The sequence below is a fragment of the Thioclava sp. IC9 genome, from assembly GCF_002213225.1.
Taxonomy (GTDB): domain Bacteria; phylum Pseudomonadota; class Alphaproteobacteria; order Rhodobacterales; family Rhodobacteraceae; genus Thioclava; species Thioclava nitratireducens.
This window is the reverse complement of the sequence record NZ_NBNX01000006.1, coordinates 134,609-152,235: the sequence shown is the minus strand read 5'-3', so window position 1 is coordinate 152,235 and position 17,627 is coordinate 134,609. Positions and strand designations below refer to the sequence as shown.

16 protein-coding genes are annotated in these 17,627 nt (G+C 64.8%); 1 reads left to right on the top strand and 15 read right to left on the bottom strand.

Features of this window, described 5'->3' with window-relative positions:
- Positions 1-7 precede the first annotated feature (7 nt).
- From B6V76_RS15845 to B6V76_RS15775, 15 genes are all read right to left on the bottom strand, one after another.
- On the bottom strand, positions 8-886 hold the full coding sequence (locus B6V76_RS15845) for a bifunctional 5,10-methylenetetrahydrofolate dehydrogenase/5,10-methenyltetrahydrofolate cyclohydrolase (RefSeq protein WP_088727904.1): 879 nt from the start codon (positions 884-886) through the stop codon (positions 8-10).
- A complete protein-coding gene (locus B6V76_RS15840; RefSeq protein ID WP_088727903.1) occupies positions 867-1,187 on the bottom strand; it encodes a chorismate mutase in 321 nt (106 codons plus the stop codon). The genes B6V76_RS15845 and B6V76_RS15840 overlap by 20 nt, the downstream gene beginning before the upstream one ends.
- A 67-nt stretch (positions 1,188-1,254) precedes the next feature.
- Positions 1,255-2,922: a formate--tetrahydrofolate ligase gene (locus tag B6V76_RS15835; protein ID WP_088727902.1), complete on the bottom strand. Its 1,668-nt coding sequence runs from the start codon at positions 2,920-2,922 to the stop codon at positions 1,255-1,257.
- A gap of 81 nt (positions 2,923-3,003) precedes the next feature.
- Positions 3,004-3,594, bottom strand: a complete 591-nt coding sequence (locus B6V76_RS15830) for a sulfurase (RefSeq protein ID WP_088727901.1) — start codon at positions 3,592-3,594, stop codon at positions 3,004-3,006.
- Positions 3,594-4,403, bottom strand: coding sequence for a methyltransferase domain-containing protein (locus tag B6V76_RS15825; protein ID WP_088725610.1), 810 nt, complete (start codon positions 4,401-4,403; stop codon positions 3,594-3,596). Before B6V76_RS15825 ends, B6V76_RS15830 begins: the two co-directional genes overlap by 1 nt.
- 18 nt (positions 4,404-4,421) lie before the next feature.
- Positions 4,422-6,335, bottom strand: coding sequence for an ATP-dependent zinc metalloprotease FtsH (ftsH, locus tag B6V76_RS15820; RefSeq protein ID WP_075775881.1), 1,914 nt, complete (start codon positions 6,333-6,335; stop codon positions 4,422-4,424).
- 82 nt (positions 6,336-6,417) lie between these two features.
- Complete coding sequence (tilS, locus tag B6V76_RS15815; protein ID WP_240497881.1) at positions 6,418-7,641, bottom strand: tRNA lysidine(34) synthetase TilS; 1,224 nt, start codon at positions 7,639-7,641, stop codon at positions 6,418-6,420.
- A 10-nt stretch (positions 7,642-7,651) separates the two neighbouring features.
- Complete coding sequence (gene ybgF / locus B6V76_RS15810; protein ID WP_341865723.1) at positions 7,652-8,485, bottom strand: tol-pal system protein YbgF; 834 nt, start codon at positions 8,483-8,485, stop codon at positions 7,652-7,654.
- A 5-nt stretch (positions 8,486-8,490) separates the two neighbouring features.
- Positions 8,491-9,024, bottom strand: coding sequence for a peptidoglycan-associated lipoprotein Pal (pal, locus tag B6V76_RS15805; protein WP_088727900.1), 534 nt, complete (start codon positions 9,022-9,024; stop codon positions 8,491-8,493).
- Between the two features lie 71 nt (positions 9,025-9,095).
- A complete protein-coding gene (gene tolB, locus B6V76_RS15800; protein WP_075775878.1) occupies positions 9,096-10,418 on the bottom strand; it encodes a Tol-Pal system beta propeller repeat protein TolB in 1,323 nt (440 codons plus the stop codon).
- A gap of 102 nt (positions 10,419-10,520) precedes the next feature.
- On the bottom strand, positions 10,521-11,780 hold the full coding sequence (locus B6V76_RS15795) for a hypothetical protein (RefSeq protein ID WP_088727899.1): 1,260 nt from the start codon (positions 11,778-11,780) through the stop codon (positions 10,521-10,523).
- Between the two features lie 16 nt (positions 11,781-11,796).
- Entirely contained in the window at positions 11,797-12,276 is a 480-nt protein-coding gene (gene tolR, locus B6V76_RS15790) for a protein TolR (RefSeq protein WP_075775876.1), read from the bottom strand.
- Positions 12,277-12,278: 2 nt separating this feature from the next.
- The gene (gene tolQ, locus B6V76_RS15785; RefSeq protein ID WP_088720384.1) at positions 12,279-12,974 is read right to left on the bottom strand and encodes a protein TolQ; all 696 of its coding nucleotides are present in this window, start codon (positions 12,972-12,974) and stop codon (positions 12,279-12,281) included.
- Positions 12,975-13,089: 115 nt separating this feature from the next.
- Positions 13,090-13,491, bottom strand: coding sequence for a tol-pal system-associated acyl-CoA thioesterase (gene ybgC / locus B6V76_RS15780; RefSeq protein WP_088720385.1), 402 nt, complete (start codon positions 13,489-13,491; stop codon positions 13,090-13,092).
- Positions 13,481-14,176 carry a hypothetical protein gene (locus B6V76_RS15775; RefSeq protein ID WP_240497886.1) on the bottom strand — a complete coding sequence of 232 codons (696 nt, stop codon included), beginning with the start codon at positions 14,174-14,176 and terminating at the stop codon, positions 13,481-13,483. The genes ybgC and B6V76_RS15775 overlap by 11 nt, the downstream gene beginning before the upstream one ends.
- A gap of 414 nt (positions 14,177-14,590) precedes the next feature.
- On the opposite strand from B6V76_RS15775, the gene ileS reads away from it, so the two are divergent.
- On the top strand, positions 14,591-17,575 hold the full coding sequence (gene ileS / locus B6V76_RS15770; protein ID WP_088727898.1) for an isoleucine--tRNA ligase: 2,985 nt from the start codon (positions 14,591-14,593) through the stop codon (positions 17,573-17,575).
- Positions 17,576-17,627 lie beyond the last annotated feature (52 nt).

Here is a 17,627-nt window from a genome sequence, read left to right as displayed (position 1 = left end):
TCCTCCGTCACTCCGCCGCCGCGAAGGTCGCGCGGTAATGGTCCATCTGCATGCGGGTCGCGCGGACCGCGTTGTTCATCAGCGTAGAGACCGTGACCGGCCCCACCCCGCCAGGCACGGGCGTGATCCAGCCCGCCACCTCTGCGCAGCTGTCGAAATCGGCGTCGCCCACGGTGCGCCCCTCGACCCGGTTGATGCCGATATCGATCAGGGCCGCGCCGGGCTTGAGCATTTCGCCGTGCACCAGCCCCGGCTTGCCCACAGCGACGCAAACGGCGTCCGCGGCGCGCGAATGCACCGAGACCTGCCGCGTCATGTGGTGACACACGGTGACGGTGGCGCCGAGCCCCATCATCAGGAAGGCGATCGGCTTGCCGACGATCTCGGAGTGGCCGATCACGCAGACATTGAGCCCTTCGGTCTGGAGCGGCAGGGATTTCAGGATCTCCACCGCCGCGACGGCGGTACAGGGGCCGAGCTCCAGCTCGTTATAGACGATGTTGCCGATCGAGGACGGATGCATCCCCTCCACATCCTTGAGCGGATGCACCGCCTTTTGCAGCGCCTTGACCGGGATATGTGCGGGCAGCGGGCGCTGGATGATGATGCCGTTGACGCGCGGATCGGCGTTCAGCCCGGCCAGCACGCCCTGAAGCTGTTCGAGGCTGATCGTCTCGGGGTAGTTGCGCACCTCGAAGTCCACGCCAGCTTTCTCGGCATATTTCCTCTGGTTGCGCACATAGAGTTCGGCGGCGGCGACGTCACCTACCGAGATCGAGACGAGGCACGGCGCCCAGCCTGCCTCCGAGAGCCGCTGCGCCTCGGCATAGGTCTCGTCCAGCTTGCCCTGCGCAAACGCCTTGCCGTCAATGATCGTGGCGCTCATCGGGATCTCCCTTGCCCAGAACCTGTTCTTCCTGCCCGATGAAATGCTCGATCATCTCGCGCCAGAGGCGGTCGGCGAGATCGGGATCGAGCCCGGCAGGCTCCGCTGCGGCGCGCACCTTCGAGACCACGTCCTCGACCCGGTCGGGGATGCGTGCGGGCCAGCCATTTTCCTGTTTGAGTTCCGTCGCACGGGCGATCAGCCGGGTGCGCGCGGCGAGCATTTCGACCAGCTCCCGGTCGAGCGCATCGATCGCGACGCGCAGCTCTTCCATCGAGTGTAGTTCGGACGGGGTTTTCATCGACAAGGCTCCCGGAACACTTGCGCCCCCTATCGCAGCTTGGCCCAACAAGCTCAAGACCGCGCGCCTAGAACAAACCCGTGATGCGGCAGTCGGCATCGAGGCCGATCGTCTCCGCAGCCGGGTGCCGGGGGAGGCCCGGCATGGTCATGATTTCACCGCAGATCACCACGACGAACCCCGCCCCGGCCGAGAGCCTCACCTCGCGGATCGGCAGCGTATGGCCCGAGGGCGCCCCGCGCAGCGTCGGGTCCGCGCTGAACGAATACTGCGTCTTGGCCACGCAGATCGGCAGGTTTCCATAGCCCGCGGCTTCCCAATCACGCAGCTGGTTGAGAATCTTCTGATCGGCATAGACGTCGCTCGCGTGGTAGATGCGCGTGGCAATGGTCTCGATCTTCTCGATCAGCGGCATGTCATCGGGATAGAGCGGCGCGAATTGCGAAGGGCGCTCGGTAAGCGCGACGATCTTCTCGGCCAGCGCCTCGGCTCCGGCGCCGCCTTCCGACCAGTGTGTGCATAGAACCGCCTCCACGCCCTGCGCCTCGGCGGCGGCGCGCACCGCTGCGATCTCGTCCTCGGTATCGGCAGTGAAGCGGTTGATCGCGACCACGACCGGTACGCCGAATTTCTTCATATTCGCGATGTGACGGTTGAGATTAGCGCAGCCCGCCTCGACCGCGGCAACATCCTCCGCGCCAAGATCCGCTTTAGCGACACCGCCATTCATCTTCAGCGCTCTAACCGTCGCCACGACCACAGCAGCACTCGGCGTCAGTCCGGCCTTACGGCATTTGATGTCGAAGAATTTCTCAGCACCCAGATCGGCGCCGAACCCCGCTTCGGTCACGACGTAATCGGCCAGCTTCAGCGCGCTTTGCGTCGCGATCACCGAGTTGCAGCCATGCGCGATATTGGCGAAGGGCCCGCCATGGACGAAAGCGGGAGTGCCCTCCAGCGTCTGCACGAGATTGGGCTGCAGCGCGTCTTTCAGCAGCACCACCATCGCACCATCCGCGCCGATCTCGGCGCAGGTCACCGGCGAGCGGTCGCGCCGATAGGCCACGACGATTCGACCGAGCCTCTCTTGCAAATCCGTCAGGTCGCGGCTCAGGCAGAGGCAGGCCATGACCTCGGAGGCGACGGTGATGTCGAAGCCGGTCTGGCGTGGGAAGCCGTTCGCGACGCCGCCGAGGCTGACGACGATGTCGCGCAGCGCCCGGTCGTTCATGTCGAGCACACGCCGCCACGTGATCCGGCGCGCGTCGATCTCGAGCGCGTTGCCCCAATGGATGTGATTGTCGATCATCGCCGCGAGCAGGTTATGCGCCGCGCCGACCGCGTGGAAATCGCCAGTGAAATGGAGGTTCATCGACTCCATCGGCACGACCTGCGCGTAACCGCCCCCTGCGGCCCCACCCTTCATCCCGAAATTCGGGCCGAGCGAGGCTTCGCGCAGGCAGATCGCGGCGCGCTTTCCGATCCGGGACAGCCCGTCGCCCAAGCCCACGGTCGTCGTCGTCTTGCCCTCACCCGCGGGGGTCGGCGAGATCGCTGTGACGAGGATCAGCTTGCCGGTTTCGCGCCCATCCAGCCCAGCGACAAACTCCGCCTCCAGCTTCGCCTTGTCGCGACCATAGGGGATCAGGGCGTCTTCAGGAATGTCCAGTTTCGCTGCGATCTCCGGCATCGGGCGCAGCGTGGCGGCACGGGCAATATCGAGATCACTGGTCATCTGGTCCTCCTGCTGACGGAGGGTAACCATTTGACGACGCGGCGAAAGGGAAAGAAGCGACCGTTGCGGGAATAAATCGCCTCAGCGGACCTCGTCCATCAGCTCCCAGGCGCGCTGATCGGGGATGTGCAGCCGCAGCGTCTCACCGACCACCAGACGGCCCGGACGTTCGACCCATGCGGTGACGCCGCGCCGTCCGTGCGCTGCGGGTTTGTAGCGCTTGCCTTTATCTGGATAGTGCTCTTCGATCACCCGGCCCGGCAGGACGCAGGGGCGGTTTTCCATATCGACGACGAGGGTCAGCCCGGTCTCGTTCTGAAGCCGCGCCGAGGGCGGGATATGGGTCAGATCCGGCAAGCCGCGCAGCACGATCGTCGCGCCGACCCAGGACGGATCGATTTCCGGCACGCCCATCGCGAAAGAGGTCTCCGCGAGCTCCTCGGCCGACAGGATCGTCAGCTGGCGGACATTGGCGATCTCGGTGCCCTTGGGATGCTGATCTGTGACCCGCGAACAAGAGGGACGCGTGCGTCCGCCATGCAGTTCTCCCACGGGACCGTCGAAGGTGAATTCGATCTCTTCGACCGGGGTCGAGGTCAGCTGTCCCTCGGTGGTCACCAGCCCGAGCCAGACGACCTCCCCTTGATATTGCGTGGGTTTCAGCGCGGCCATCAGCCCCTCTTTGACAAGACGACAAACAGACGACGGAACGGGAAAAAGACGCTACCGTCGTCCCGCAAAGGATAAACCGTCTCCAGCGCGGTTTCATAGCGTTCGATGAGAACCTGCGCTTCAGTGTCGCCCAAGAGCCGCAGGAAAGGTCGCATCACCGTGCTTTCCGTAAAGCGGCGGACCGGATGCGCGCCCGGCGTGGGCTCCAGTTCCTGCAGATATTCGGTGTGCCAGATGTCGACCTCGCCGAGGGGGCTGAGCATTTTCGCGTAATCCACCGCCGGGGCCACGGGCGGCACCCAGCCAGCGAAGTTGAAGCGGTCGGGAAACATCTCCTGCGACAGGTCGCGCAGGATGCGATGCGACGGCGCGCCATGCTGGGCGGGCATCTGCACCGCCAGAACGCCGCCCTCGCGCAGCTCTCCGGCCAGACGCGGGAACAGCTTCGCGTGATCGGGCAGCCAATGCAGTGCAGCGTTGGAGAAGATCATCGCGGGTGGCTTGTTGGGCGTCCATTCGGAAATATCGACCAGATCGCAGCGATGATAGGCGCCGGTCGCCGCAGCGCGCTTGAGCATCGCCTCGGAATTGTCGACGCCCACAATCTTACGCTTGGGGTACTGGTGGTTCAGCGTCTCGCCCACCGCGCCATTGCCGCAGCCCAGATCGATGATCTTGCCGCGCTCTGGCAGATGCGGAACCCGCGCCAGAAGGTCGAGTGCCGGGCGCAGCCTCAGATTGCGGAACCGCGCATAAGCGTCGGGATCCCAATCGGCTGCGCCCGGCACTGAAGCGTCACGCGTGACCATTCTCGCGAACCTGCGCGATCAGGCCGAAGGCTCGGGGGTGGTTTCCGCCCCGCCGTCGCCCTGATCCTTTTTCTTGGACGTCTTGGGCAGCGCGGTCACCGACGGCAGGCTTCCCGAGGAGCTGTCATCGTCGTCACCGCCCAGCGGCTCTCCGGAGAGGACCTTCTTGATCTCGTCGCCCGTGAGGGTCTCGTATTCCAGAAGACCCTGCGCCAGACGTTCCCAATCCTCGATCCGCTCGGTGAGGATGCGTCGGGCCTCCTGATAGCCCTCTTCGATCAGGCCGCGCACCTCTTCCTCGATCAGCTCTTTCGTCTTGGTCGAGACCGAGAAGCCAGCGGTGTTGCCCTGATAGCCCTCATGCGCCTCGGCGTAGTCGATATTGCCGACCTTGTCGGACATGCCCCAGCGCATCACCATCGCGCGGGCGATGGCCGACGCCTGCTGAATGTCACCGGCCGGGCCGTTCGAGACATGTTCCTCGCCCCATTTGATGATCTCGGCAGCCTTGCCCGCCATCGTCATGGTGATTTTCTGCTTGGCCTCGTCCTTGTGGTAGTTGAGCTTGTCCATCTCGGGCAGCGAGACGACCATACCCAAGGCCTGACCGCGCGGAATGATCGTGGCCTTGTAGACCGGATCGCATTTCGGCAGCGACAGTCCGACGATGGCGTGACCGGCCTCGTGATAGGCGGTCATTTCCTTCTGCTCGGGGGTGAGGACCATCGAGCGGCGCTCGACACCCAGCATCACCTTGTCCTTCGCGTTCTCGAAATCTTCCATCGAGACGAAACGACGCCCGACGCGCGCCGCCATCAGAGCGGCCTCATTGACGAGGTTCATCAGGTCGGCGCCCGAGAAGCCCGGCGTGCCGCGCGCGATGGTGCGCAGGTCGACATCGGGCCCAACCGGCACTTTGCGCGAGTGAACCGTCAGGATCTTCTCGCGGCCCTTGATGTCGGGGTTCGGCACGTGGATCTGGCGATCGAAGCGGCCCGGACGCAGCAGCGCGGGGTCAAGCACGTCTTTCCGGTTCGTCGCCGCGATGATGATGATGCCTTCGTTTGCCTCGAACCCGTCCATCTCGACCAGCAGCTGGTTGAGGGTCTGTTCGCGCTCGTCATTGCCGCCGCCGATGCCGACGCCACGAGCACGGCCCACCGCGTCGATCTCGTCGATGAAGACGATACAGGGCGCGTTCTTCTTGGCCTGTTCGAACATGTCGCGGACACGCGATGCACCGACACCGACGAACATCTCGACGAAGTCGGAGCCCGAGATGGTGAAGAACGGCACACCCGCCTCGCCCGCAATCGCGCGGGCCAGAAGCGTCTTACCGGTGCCCGGAGGGCCCACCAGAAGCGCGCCTTTCGGGATCTTGCCGCCAAGGCGCGAGAATTTTTGCGGGTTGCGCAGGAATTCGACGATCTCTTCGAGTTCTTCCTTGGCCTCGTCGATGCCAGCCACGTCGTCGAAGGTCACGCGGCCATGTTTCTCGGTCAGCAGTTTCGCCTTGGACTTGCCGAAGCCCATCGCGCCGCCTTTGCCGCCGCCCTGCATCCGGTTCATGAAGAAGATCCAGATGCCGATCAGCACGAGGAACGGGAGCCAGACGCCCAGCAGCGACATGAAGCCGGATTGCTGTTGCTTGACGACGCTCACCGCGATGCCCTTGTCGATCAGCTTCTCTGCGATCTGATCTTCCAGAGGCTTGACGGTGGTGAAGCTCGTGCCGTCGGCGAGCTGGTAGCGCACCTCTTCGCCATCGAGGCGGACGTTCTTCACCTCGCCTTTGTTGACGGCGTCCATGAACTCCGAATAGGTCGCTTGGGACGAGTTCATCGAAGATTGCCCATCACCGAAAAGGTTGAACAGGGCCAAAATCAGCAGGAACAGCACCGCCCAAAAGGCCAGATTGCGCGCATTACCCAAGGAATATCCTCCAATCGTATCGGGCGGCTGACCTGCGGTCGCCGCCTCTTCCTCAGTGAAAATAGGCATTACGCGCCCGGGTTCAACGTCGAATTAGCCAAGTGTCGAATGCGTCGCGGCAAATCCGCGCCTGCCAGCCGGTCCCGAAGCCTGCGAGCGGTGCCGCGACAAGCGTTTCGCCCCGCCATATGGCCGGGCTTGCGGCAAGCGAGGCACGTGGAAGGCCCGTTTCGCGCCAATCGGGGCATTGGCGTAATCCCGCCTCCCCCAGCGCCGCGACTTCCGTGGCGTCCATGGCGGGCCCGGTGACCTCCCAGCGGTCCCAGGTCGCGGCGCCATCTTCGAGGGTCACGCGCAGATCGGCCACCGCCTGCGCCTCGCGGGTGATGCGTAGCGCGCCCTTGGCGGAGGTGATACGGCAACCGTGCAGGGTGCGGTCGCCTTGCCGGGGCAACTCCGCCAGCAGGGTCTGCACCTTCGCGGCGCGTGGCGCGTAATCCGCGCCAGAGATCCAGCGCAGCGCTGCCACGATCAGGCGACGTTGCAACTCCGGATCCATCACGGAAAAGCCCGTCGCGTCGATCAGCAGATCTCCCGATTGCTCGGAGACATGGCGCTCGACCTCCGCCATCAGCAGTCGATGCAGCGCAGCGTTGGCCGACGCAAGGTTTGTCGTCACCCCGGCAATCGCCTGCGCATCGACACCCAAAGATTTCAGCGTGCCAAGCGCCTGTCGCGCCTTCACCCGGTCGAAGCGTTCATTTTCGTTGGACGGATCGTCGACCCATGCGATGCCCTGCCTGCGCAGGTAATCGCGCAACGCCTCTCGTGTCTGGGCCAGAAACGGGCGGTGCCATGTCACCCCCTCGGCCTCGAAGCGTGGGCGCATGCCTGACAGCCCCTCCAGCCCCGCCTCGCGCGCGAGCCGCATCAGAAAGGTCTCTGCCTGATCGTCGGCAGTATGCCCAAGCGCGACATGACCGATCCCGGTCGAGCCCGCCCATGCGCCGATCAGCCCAAGGCGCGCCCGGCGCGCGGCGTCCATCAGGTTACCTTCGGCGCTGGCTCCGTCCCAGCGCAGGATCGTGTGCGGAATACCCCGATCTGCGCAGAACCGCCCGACAAATGCGGCTTCCTCGGCAGCCTCGGCGCGCAGCCCGTGATCCACCGTCACCGCGGCGACCTCGAAATGCGCAGCCAACAGCGCCAGCGTCGCCATCGAATCCGAGCCCCCGGAAACGGCAACCCCGACGCGCCGGGGCGCATCGGGGTCAAAACCGTGTCTTGCGATGTCGTCCAGCGTCACCGGAGAACGCTCACTGGCATCCCAGCGATTGCTGCGCGTTCTGCGCCTCGCCCGCCGCCGACGAACCCGGGAAGCGTGCGCTCACCTGACCCAGCGTAGTGCAGGCCTCGCTCTGCTGTCCGAGCTGCCCCAGCGCCTTGCCGAGCGACAACAGGTTGTCCGCGGCGCGCGAGCCTTTCGGGTCGGCGGAGAACCCGTCGAGCCATGCCCGCGCAGCGCCCGCCTCATCACCCTGCTTTTGCAGTGCAAGACCGCGATAATACATCGCGTCGCTGGTCAGCGGGGAACCGGGATAGGTCTGCCGGAAGGTCGTGAGAAGATCGGCCGCAGAGGCGTAATCGCCATCCTCATAGGCCTTCTTGCCCGCCTCGAAATCCGATTTCTCGTTGATCGCAAGATCGGGTCCGGGCGTGGAATCCGGAGCCGGACCCGTGACCGACGCACCGGTGTTCGGCGCTTCGCCTCCCAGCGGCTCTGTCTTGCCAAGCTTCGAAATGTCGCAATTCTCTTCCATCTCGCAGACCCGGAAGTTCAGATCGCCGATCCGCTTCGTGCCGTCGGCGACGACGCGGTTGATCTTGTTTTCCAGCTCCTCGACGCGGTCGGTCATATGCGACAGCGACAGCTCCATCGAATCCATCCGCTGCAGAGCGGAATCGCCGCCCGCCTTCTGCAGACCGGCTTGACCAGAGGATTTCAGTTCCTGGCGCAGGCTACCGATCTCGGTCTGAAGCTGTCCCAGTTCGGTCTTGATGTCAGCCAGCGTCTGGGCGCGGTTCGCGTCCTGAGCCAGCGCGGGCGCGGCTGCCAGAACAGCCGCACCGAGAAGCAAAGCTCTCAGCATCGCGATCAGCTCCCGACCGCCGATTGCGAGATCACCGTCACGGCGCGACGGTTCTTCTGGTAGCACTCTTCGGTCGAGCAGACTGCCAGCGGACGTTCTTTACCGTAGGAGACCGTGCGCAGACGGTTGCCGGCCACGCCTTGGCTGATCAGGTATTCCTGAACCGCAGAGGCACGACGCGCCCCAAGCGCGAGGTTATATTCGCGGGTGCCCTGCTCGTCGGCATGGCCTTCGATGATCGCGGTGTAGCTCGGGTGGCTCACCAGCCAGCTCGCCTGCTGGCTCAGGATGCCGCGCGCGGTGTCGGTCAGCGTCGACTGGTCGACCTGGAAATGCACCATGTCGCCGATGGTCTGGCTGAAATAGGCCGGCGAGTTCGGATCGTTGATCCCGCCTTGGCTGACGTCGCCCATGCCAGCGCCGCCCGGGCCGAGCGCGCCGCCGGGACCGGTCGCACCGGAGCCGTATTGATCGGGGTTCGAACAGGCCGCGAGGCCCAGCATCGAGATGGCCAACACGGCCTTCACTGCAAATTTCATTGGTTCCGCCTTTGTTGATCTGCCCATTGCGGGCGAGCCTACCAGTTTCTCTAACGCTTGTTAATCCGCCCTCACGGCAGAAGCGGCGACCAGGCCGGGTCCGACGCGGCGCCCGGCGTGGAGACTTTCTTCAGGTTGCGCCCGGAGATGTCGACCGAATAGAGCGAGGCCGAGCCTTCGGCGCCGGGGCTCTCCCGGGTGAACATGATTACGCGGCCATTGGGCGACCAGGTTGGGCCCTCGTCGAGGAAGGACGAGGTCAGCAGCCGCTCTTCCGAGCCATCGGTGCGCATCACGCCGATATGGAACCGGCCTTGGTTCTGCTTGGTAAAGGCGATCATATCGCCGCGCGGCGACCAGACCGGCGTCGAATAGCGCCCGTCGCCAAAGCTGATCCGCGTCGCCTCGCCGCCGCCGACCGGCATGATGTAGAGCTGCTGGGTACCCGAGCGATCGGACTCGAACACGATCCGCGAGCCGTCGGGCGAGAAGCTGGGCGAAGTCTCGATCGCGGGCGAGGTCGTCAACCGTTGGGTCTGGCCCGTGCTGACATTCATCATCCAGAGGTCGGTATTGCCGTTCTGCTCCATCGAGTAGACGATCTTCTGCCCATCGGGCGAGAAGCGCGGCGCGAATGTCATCGTCCCGGGCACTTCAGGCAGCAGCCTCGCCGAGGCGGTCGCCACGTCGAGCATCTTGATGCGCGGGAAACCGGTCTCGAAGGTGGTGAAGAGCACTTTCGTCCCGTCGCGCGAGAAACGCGGTGCGAGCACGATGGTCGAGGCATCGGTGAGATAGGTCACATTCGCGCCATCGTAATCCATCACCGCGAGGCGCTTCTGGCGGTTGTCCTTCGGCCCGCTTTCCGAGACGAAAACAACGCGGCTGTCGAAATACGGCCCCTCGCCCGTGATGCGCGAATAGATCACGTCCGAGACCTTATGTGCCAGACGCCGCCAGCTTGCCGGCGAGGCCGCAAGTTGCTGCCCGTCGCCCATCTGCTGTCCGGAGAACACGTCGAACAGGCGGAACTTCACGACCACCTTGCCGCCCTGCATCCCGACCGATCCCACGACCAGCGCTTGTGCGTTGATCGCCTGCCAGTCGGAATATTTCACCGGCGTGTCGAAGCTCGACACGTTCTGGATATAGGCGGATTTCGGAATTTCGCGGAACAGCCCGGTCCCGGTCAGATCGCTCGAGATCACCTGCGTGATCTGGCTCGCCATTTGGCCAGCGTCGGGGGTCTCGGGGATGAAACCCGCGATTGCGAACGGCATCGGCTCGATCACACCATCGGTGATCTCGATATGCAGCGGCTCGGAATCCTGCGCGATTGCGGCGATGGGTGCCAGCATCACAGCGGCCAGCAAACTTAGAACGAAACGCATCATGTCACACACTCCCTTTCCGGGTCTTGCCCGGTTTGTAACGCGCTGCGGCACGATCGTGCATCACAACCCCATGACACCGCGCGGAAATTCGCCGATCAGCCATCATTTCATCCTCATTTTTTCGGGATTGAAGTCGATGGTGATCGTTTTCCAGCGGTCATATTTCTCCGGCGGCAGCGGGAACCCGTCCGAACCGCACAGAACGATGGCGCGTCGCCCGGCCTCGAAGGCCTGATCGACCGCGTTGCCGGTGCCGCCCGTCGCCCCGACCAGCTTGATCGAGGAGATGATCGGGTGGCCGTCGGGCTGCATGTCGACCGACAGCGTCACTGTGGTGCGCAGCGCATCCGAGCTGAGCGCGCCGGTGTTCCAGCACTGCTTGATATCGACGATCAGCGCGTCTTTCTCGCCCGCGGTGATCGGCGGACCCGTCGGCGCAGAGCCGGTGCCACCCGTGCCTTCACCGCCCAAGGCAGCCGCAAGCGCATCGTTGACCGAGGCGCTGTCGACTTTCTTCGGCTCGCTCGGCGCGGGCTTTTTCTCAGCCTGTTTCGGCTCAGCCGGTTTCTTCTCGGCGGGCTTGGGCGCTTCAGGCTTCTTCTCTGCCGGGGACGCAGCCGTCTGCGTCTCTTTCGGCGCGGGCGGTTTCGGCTTGGAGCTCGGCCGCGGCGAGGCCAGCGGCGCGGAGCTTTCCGGCTTGTCCTTGGTCTTGTTCGCCTCGGTCACGATTTCGGTGGAGGCTTCGGGCGGCGCCGTCGCCTCCTTCGGCTTCTCGGTGGGCTGATCGGGCGTGTCGGCGGGTTTGGGGGCCTCTTGCGGCTGAGCCTGCGGGTCGACCTTCGCCTCGGGCGGCGGCTCGGGCGCAGGCGTGGGAGCAACGCGCGGCGCCTGTTTCGGCTTCGGCACGGGCGAGATATCGGGCGTGACCGTCGGCGAAGGCTCCTCGACCGGCGGCACGATCTCCGGCGGCGTGTCGCTAACTTCGGCAGGCGGCGTCGGCTCTTGCAGGGCCGACACATCGGGCTGCGCATCCGGTACGGGGTCGGGCTGCTGCATCGCCTGCGGTTCCGGCTCGGGCTTGGCCTGCGGCTCCGGCGCGGGCGGCTTGGGCGGCGGGGCCGTCTCGGTTGGCGTATCGGGCGCCGTGGGCGCGACCGGATCCGGCGTGGGCTGCGGCGCGTCCTTCGGCGCCGAGGCCATCATCGTGTTGAAGTCCTTCTCGGACATCACCGCGACCTGAGAGATCACCACCGGCTTATTCGGTTTCGGGAAGAACCACTGGCCCCCGGCAATGACCCAGAAGAGCACGCCCAGATGCAGCGCGCCCGACAGGCCGTAACCGATCTTGTCCGCACGGTTCATGCGATGCCCCCTGGGCTCAGTTCCCCGCAGGCGCCGTCAATTGCGGCCCCCCGGTATCGGTGACGAGCGTGATGTTCGAGAACCCCGCGCCGTTGAGCGCGCCCATCACCTGCACCACCTGAGAATAGGAAATCTTGCCATCCGCACGCAGGAAGACCTTGTCGCTCTTGCGCTCGGCCGCGATCGCCTTGAGGCGGTCGATCAGCTGATCCTGCGGCACTTCCGAGTTCATCAGCGAGACCTTCCCGTCCGCCTGGATCGACACCGTCAGCGGCACTTCCTGCTCGGTCGGTACGGCCTTGGCCGCCGTCTTCGGCAACTCGAGCGGCACGCCCACCGTCATCATCGGCGCGGCGACCATGAAGATCACCAGCAGCACCAGCATCACGTCGACCATCGGCGTGACGTTGATCTCGCTCATCGCGGCGTGACGCCCGCGCCCGCTCCTGCGGCGCCGCGATCCGCCCGATCCGCGTTTTGCAACACCCGCCCCCATGATCAGCTATCCAACTGGCGCGACAGGATGGTCGAGAATTCGTCCGCGAAGGCCTCATAGTTGCCCGCAATGCGATCGGCATCGGACGACAGCTTGTTGTAGAAGATCACCGCCGGAATTGCCGCGAGAAGACCCAGCGCGGTCGCCACCAGCGCTTCCGAAATGCCGGGCGCCACGACGGCGAGCGAGGTATTCTGCGAGATCGCGATCTCCTCGAAGGCGACCTTGATCCCCCAGACCGTACCGAACAGGCCCACGAAGGGCGAGATCGAGCCCACGGTCGCAAGGAAGGTCAGCCCGTAATTGAGGTTTTCGGTCGCCTTCTGGATCGCGACATCCATCGAGCGTTCGATCCGCGCTTGCGCGCCGGTGATCAGCGCCCCGTCCTGACGATGCGACCGGCGCCATTCCAACATGCCGGCGGCGAAGATCTTCTGGCTCGCGCCTTCGGGCGCGGGGCCGATCTGGTCGAACAGCTCGTCGAGCGGCTCGCCGGACCAGAAGGCCCGGTCGAAGGCTTCCGCCTCGGAGCGCGCCGCGCGATAGGCGATGAATTTGCGGATGATGATCGCCCAGGACCAGAAGCTGGCCACGACGAGGATGATCATCACGAGTTTGACGGTCAGCGATGCGCGCAGAAAGAGCGCCAGCAGGGAGAAATCGATCTCCTGCGCCATCGCAAGCGAAGAATGGTCCATAGGTACTGCTCGCCGGTTGGGGCCACGTTATCGGGCCTCTGATTACCAGCGATTCTATATCAGCAGTAAGGGGAACGCCATAACAACAATGTAACCGGCGAAACCCCGCCGCTTTTCAATGCAGTTTCGGGGCCAGTTTCCGGCGAATATCGGCGGGAAGCCGCTGAGCCGCGCCCGCCTCGTTGAGACAGACGATGGTGACCTGCGCGGTGAACAGCACCTCGCCGTCGCGCTGCACGGTCTGCTCCATCACCAAGCGCGCGCCCGTTTCGGTGACGAGGTCGGTCGTCACCACCAGTTCGTCGTCGAATTTCGCGGGACGCAGGTAATCGGCCTCGACGCGGCGCACCGCGAAGACCACCCCGTAATCGGCCTTCATGGCGACCTGATCTACGCCCAGCGCGCGGACGAATTCAGACCGCCCGCGCTCGATGAACTTCAGGTAATTGGCGTAATAGACGATCCCCGCGAGGTCGGTATCCTCGTAATAGACCCGGATCGGAAACTCATGCGCCATGCTCGTTCTCCCGATCGTCCGGCTCCGCCTCGCCCACTTCGCGCGACAATTCCCGTACCGCCTCTGCGGCCTCGCCCTGACGCAGGCCGGCGCGGGCCGCGAGACGCAGCGCGTGGCTCGGATCTTTCGCCACAGCCGGCATCGTCGGGTCGTAGGCAGCTGCAATCACCGCAGCGATCTCGGGACGCAGCACGGTCACCCTGCGCGCCACCGCAAGCGGCGAGCGTTTCACGAAGGCCTTGTCGGACCAAAGCAGGATCATCTGCACCGCCTGGCTGAGCGCGATTACCTCGGCGGGCACCTCATCGAGCCCCGCATCCATCCGCACGAAGGCGAAACAGGCGCGGATCGCGCCCTCCTTGTCGAAGCGGAAGACGCGATACTGGTTCGCCCCCTGATCGTCGAGCCGGATCACCAGATCCTGCAACCCGTCGATCAGGTGATCGAGATTGGGCACCTCGAGCAATTCCTGCCAGTCGCGGAAGAAGAAGATCATCAGGTTCGCGCCCAGCTCGGGATCGGTCTCGGCCATCTTGTGCCCTGCAAGCGCCACCACCGCCTCGACCGCGCCCTTCACCGTCGCAAGCGTCGCCGCCTCGACCCCGAACACGACGGGAACGACGGGGCGCCCCCAACGTGCGAATAGATATTCGTCGGAAGAGCGCCGGAAGAGCTGCTCCACCATTTCGCCCGTGATTTCTGCCTGTTCCGCCATGCTGCCTCCCTCGCTTCGCCCCGACCCTAAGAGATCGCGACCGAGGGGGGAAGGGGGCCAGCCCGATCGGCCGCGCATCCCCGGCTTTTGCCTGCAACGACGTTTCGGCTTGGCACAAATATCCCGGGGGAGCGCCCGACCGGGCGTGGGGGCAGCGCCCCCTCCTCTTCGGCGATTGCGAACCCACGGTGACGGGCGGCAGCCCTCCCTGATCTGCGCTTGCCGCGCTTGCACCTCACGCCTATAAGGGCGGCATGTTCTTGCTGGCTGCATATCCGCGAATTATTTGCCCGGCGCTCTGACGCGTCAGGGTAGCCGGGATATTGCGCCAAGCCTCGCGGCGTGCGCGCGCACGCCCTTCCCTTTCCCAAGGACGACCTATCCATGAGTTCCGACCAGACCACCGAGACGACCGCCCCCGACTATCGCGGCACCGTCTTCCTGCCGAAAACCGATTTTCCGATGCGCGCGGGCCTGCCTGCGCGTGAGCCCGACTGGCTGGCGCGCTGGGAGAAGATCGGCGTCTACGATCGCCTGCGCGAGAAGGCCGCGAAGGAGACGCGCCCCGGCTTCGTGCTCCATGACGGCCCTCCCTATGCGAACGGCCATCTCCATATCGGTCACGCGCTCAACAAGATCCTGAAGGATTTCATCACTCGCTCTCAGCAGATGATGGGCCGCGATGCGCGCTACGTGCCTGGCTGGGACTGCCACGGCCTTCCGATCGAGTGGAAGATCGAAGAGCAGTACCGCGCCAAGGGTCTCGACAAGGACGCTGTCGACGTGGTGGCGTTCCGCCGCGAATGCCGCGCCTTTGCCGAGAACTGGGTCGACATCCAGCGCGAGGAATTCAAGCGTCTGGGTGTCTATGGCAACTGGGCCGATCCCTATCTGACGATGAACTACCATGCCGAGGCGGTGATCGCCGAGGAGTTCATGAAGTTCCTGATGAACGGCACGCTCTACCAAGGCTCCAAGCCCGTGATGTGGTCGCCGGTCGAGAAGACCGCGCTGGCCGAGGCAGAGGTCGAGTATCACGACCACACCAGCCACACGATCTGGGTGCGCTTCAAGGTCCGCCGGGGCGGCAATGCCGACATGCCGACCGAGGATGCGGTCGAATATGACGCCGCGGATCAGGCGCTGCTGGCCGATCAGCTGCACGCGGCGAGCGTCGTGATCTGGACCACGACCCCGTGGACGATCCCGCAAAACCGCGCCGTATCCTTCAATCCGGGCATCGCCTACGGGCTCTACCGCGTCGACACGCTGGGCGAGAAATCGACCGCCGAGGAAGGCGAACTGCTGCTGATGGCCGATGCGCTGGTGCAATCGGTGATGGATCAGGCGAAAGTCGAGAGCTTCACCCGCGTGCGCAATGTCAGCGCGGCAGAGCTTGAGGGGCTGACGCTCTCGCATCCCTATGCCGGCGTCGAGGGCGCGAATGGCGAGTGGGATTACGACGTCCCGGTCCTGCCCGGCGACCACGTCACCGACGAGGCCGGGACGGGCTTCGTTCACACCGCACCGAGCCACGGCGACGACGACTATCAGATGGGCCTGAAATACGGGCTGCAGATGACCTATAACGTCGAGCCCGACGGCAGCTACCGCAAGGACCTGCCGCTGTTCGGCGGCGAGGCGATCGTCTCGGCTGATGGCAAGGACGGGCCGGCAAATGTGTCGAACATCAAGCAACTGGCCTGGGCCGGGGCGCTTCTCGCCAAGGGCAAGATCAAGCACTCCTATCCGCATAGCTGGCGTTCCAAGGCCCCGCTGATCTATCGCAACACGCCGCAATGGTTCGCCGCGATCGACCACACGCTGAGTGACGGCATGAACGAGTATGGCGACACGATCCGCGCCCGCGCGCTGACCTCGATCGAGGAGCTGGTGACCTTCACGCCCGAGAAGGGCAAGAACCGCCTGCATTCGATGATCGAGAACCGTCCCGACTGGGTGCTGAGCCGTCAGCGCGCCTGGGGCGTGCCGCTCACCTGCTTCGTCAAGAAAGGCGCCAAGCCCACCGACGAAGACTTCCTGCTGCGCAACGCCGAGGTCAACGCGCGCATCACCGCCGCCTTCGAGACCGAGGGCGCGGACGCGTGGTACGAGGACGGCTTCAAGGCGAAGGTTCTGGAAGGCGTCGTGAACCCCGACGAGTACGAGCAGATCTTCGACGTGCTCGACGTCTGGTTCGATTCCGGCTCCACCCACGCCTTCGTGCTGCGCGACCGCGCGGACGGGACAGAGGACGGCATCGCCGATGTCTACCTCGAGGGGACCGACCAGCACCGCGGCTGGTTCCACTCCTCGTTGCTGCAGGCCTGCGCCACAAAGGGCCGCGCGCCCTACCGCAACGTGGTGACGCATGGCTTCACGCTCGACGAGAAGGGCATGAAGATGTCCAAATCGCTCGGCAACACCGTCGCGCCGCAGGAGGTGATCGAGCAATACGGCGCCGATATCCTGCGGCTCTGGGTTGCGCAGTCGGACTTCACGGCCGATCTGCGCATCGGCAAGGAGATCCTGAAAGGCACCGCCGACAGCTATCGTCGTCTGCGCAACACGCTGCGTTTCATGCTGGGCAATCTCGATGGGTTCTCCGACGCCGAGCGCGTCGATCCGACCGAGATGCCGGAGCTGGAGCGCTGGGTACTGCATCGTCTGGCACAGCTCGATACCGAGGTGCGCAAGGGCTATGACGCCTTCGATTTCCAGGGCGTTTTCCAGCAGCTGTTCAACTTCTGCACGGTGGACCTGTCGGCCTTCTATTTCGACGTCCGCAAGGATGCGCTCTATTGCGACCCCGAGGACAGCCTGCGCCGCCGTTCGGCGCGCACGGTGCTGGATCTGCTGTTCCATCGCCTGACGACCTGGCTCGCGCCGATCCTCGTTTTCACCATGGAAGACGTGTGGCTGTCGCGCTTCCCGGGCGACGATGCCTCGGTTCACCTGCAGGACATCCCCGAGACGCCCGAAGCCTGGGCCGACGCGAGCCTTGCGGCGAAATGGGATGGCATCCGCCGCGCACGTCGCGTGGTGACGGCAGCGCTGGAGGTGCAGCGTTCGGCCAAGGTGATCGGAGCCTCGCTAGAGGCCGCACCAGTCGTACATGTCGAGGATGCGGACGTTCTGGCGGCGCTGAAATCGGTGCCCTTCGAGGATCTCTGCATCACCTCGGGCATCGCGCTGACCGCCGATCCGGCTCCGCAGGAAGCGTACCGCCTGCCCGAAGTTTCGGGCATCTCGGTGGTCTTCGAGAAGGCCGACGGTCAGAAATGCGAGCGCTGCTGGAAGATTCTGCCCGATGTCGGCACGCATGAGCATCCCGGCACCTGCAAACGGTGCGATGCGGCGCTCGACTGAGCGGCGCGTATCCGGTGACGGAATGAAGGGCACCCGCTTGGGTGCCCTTTTA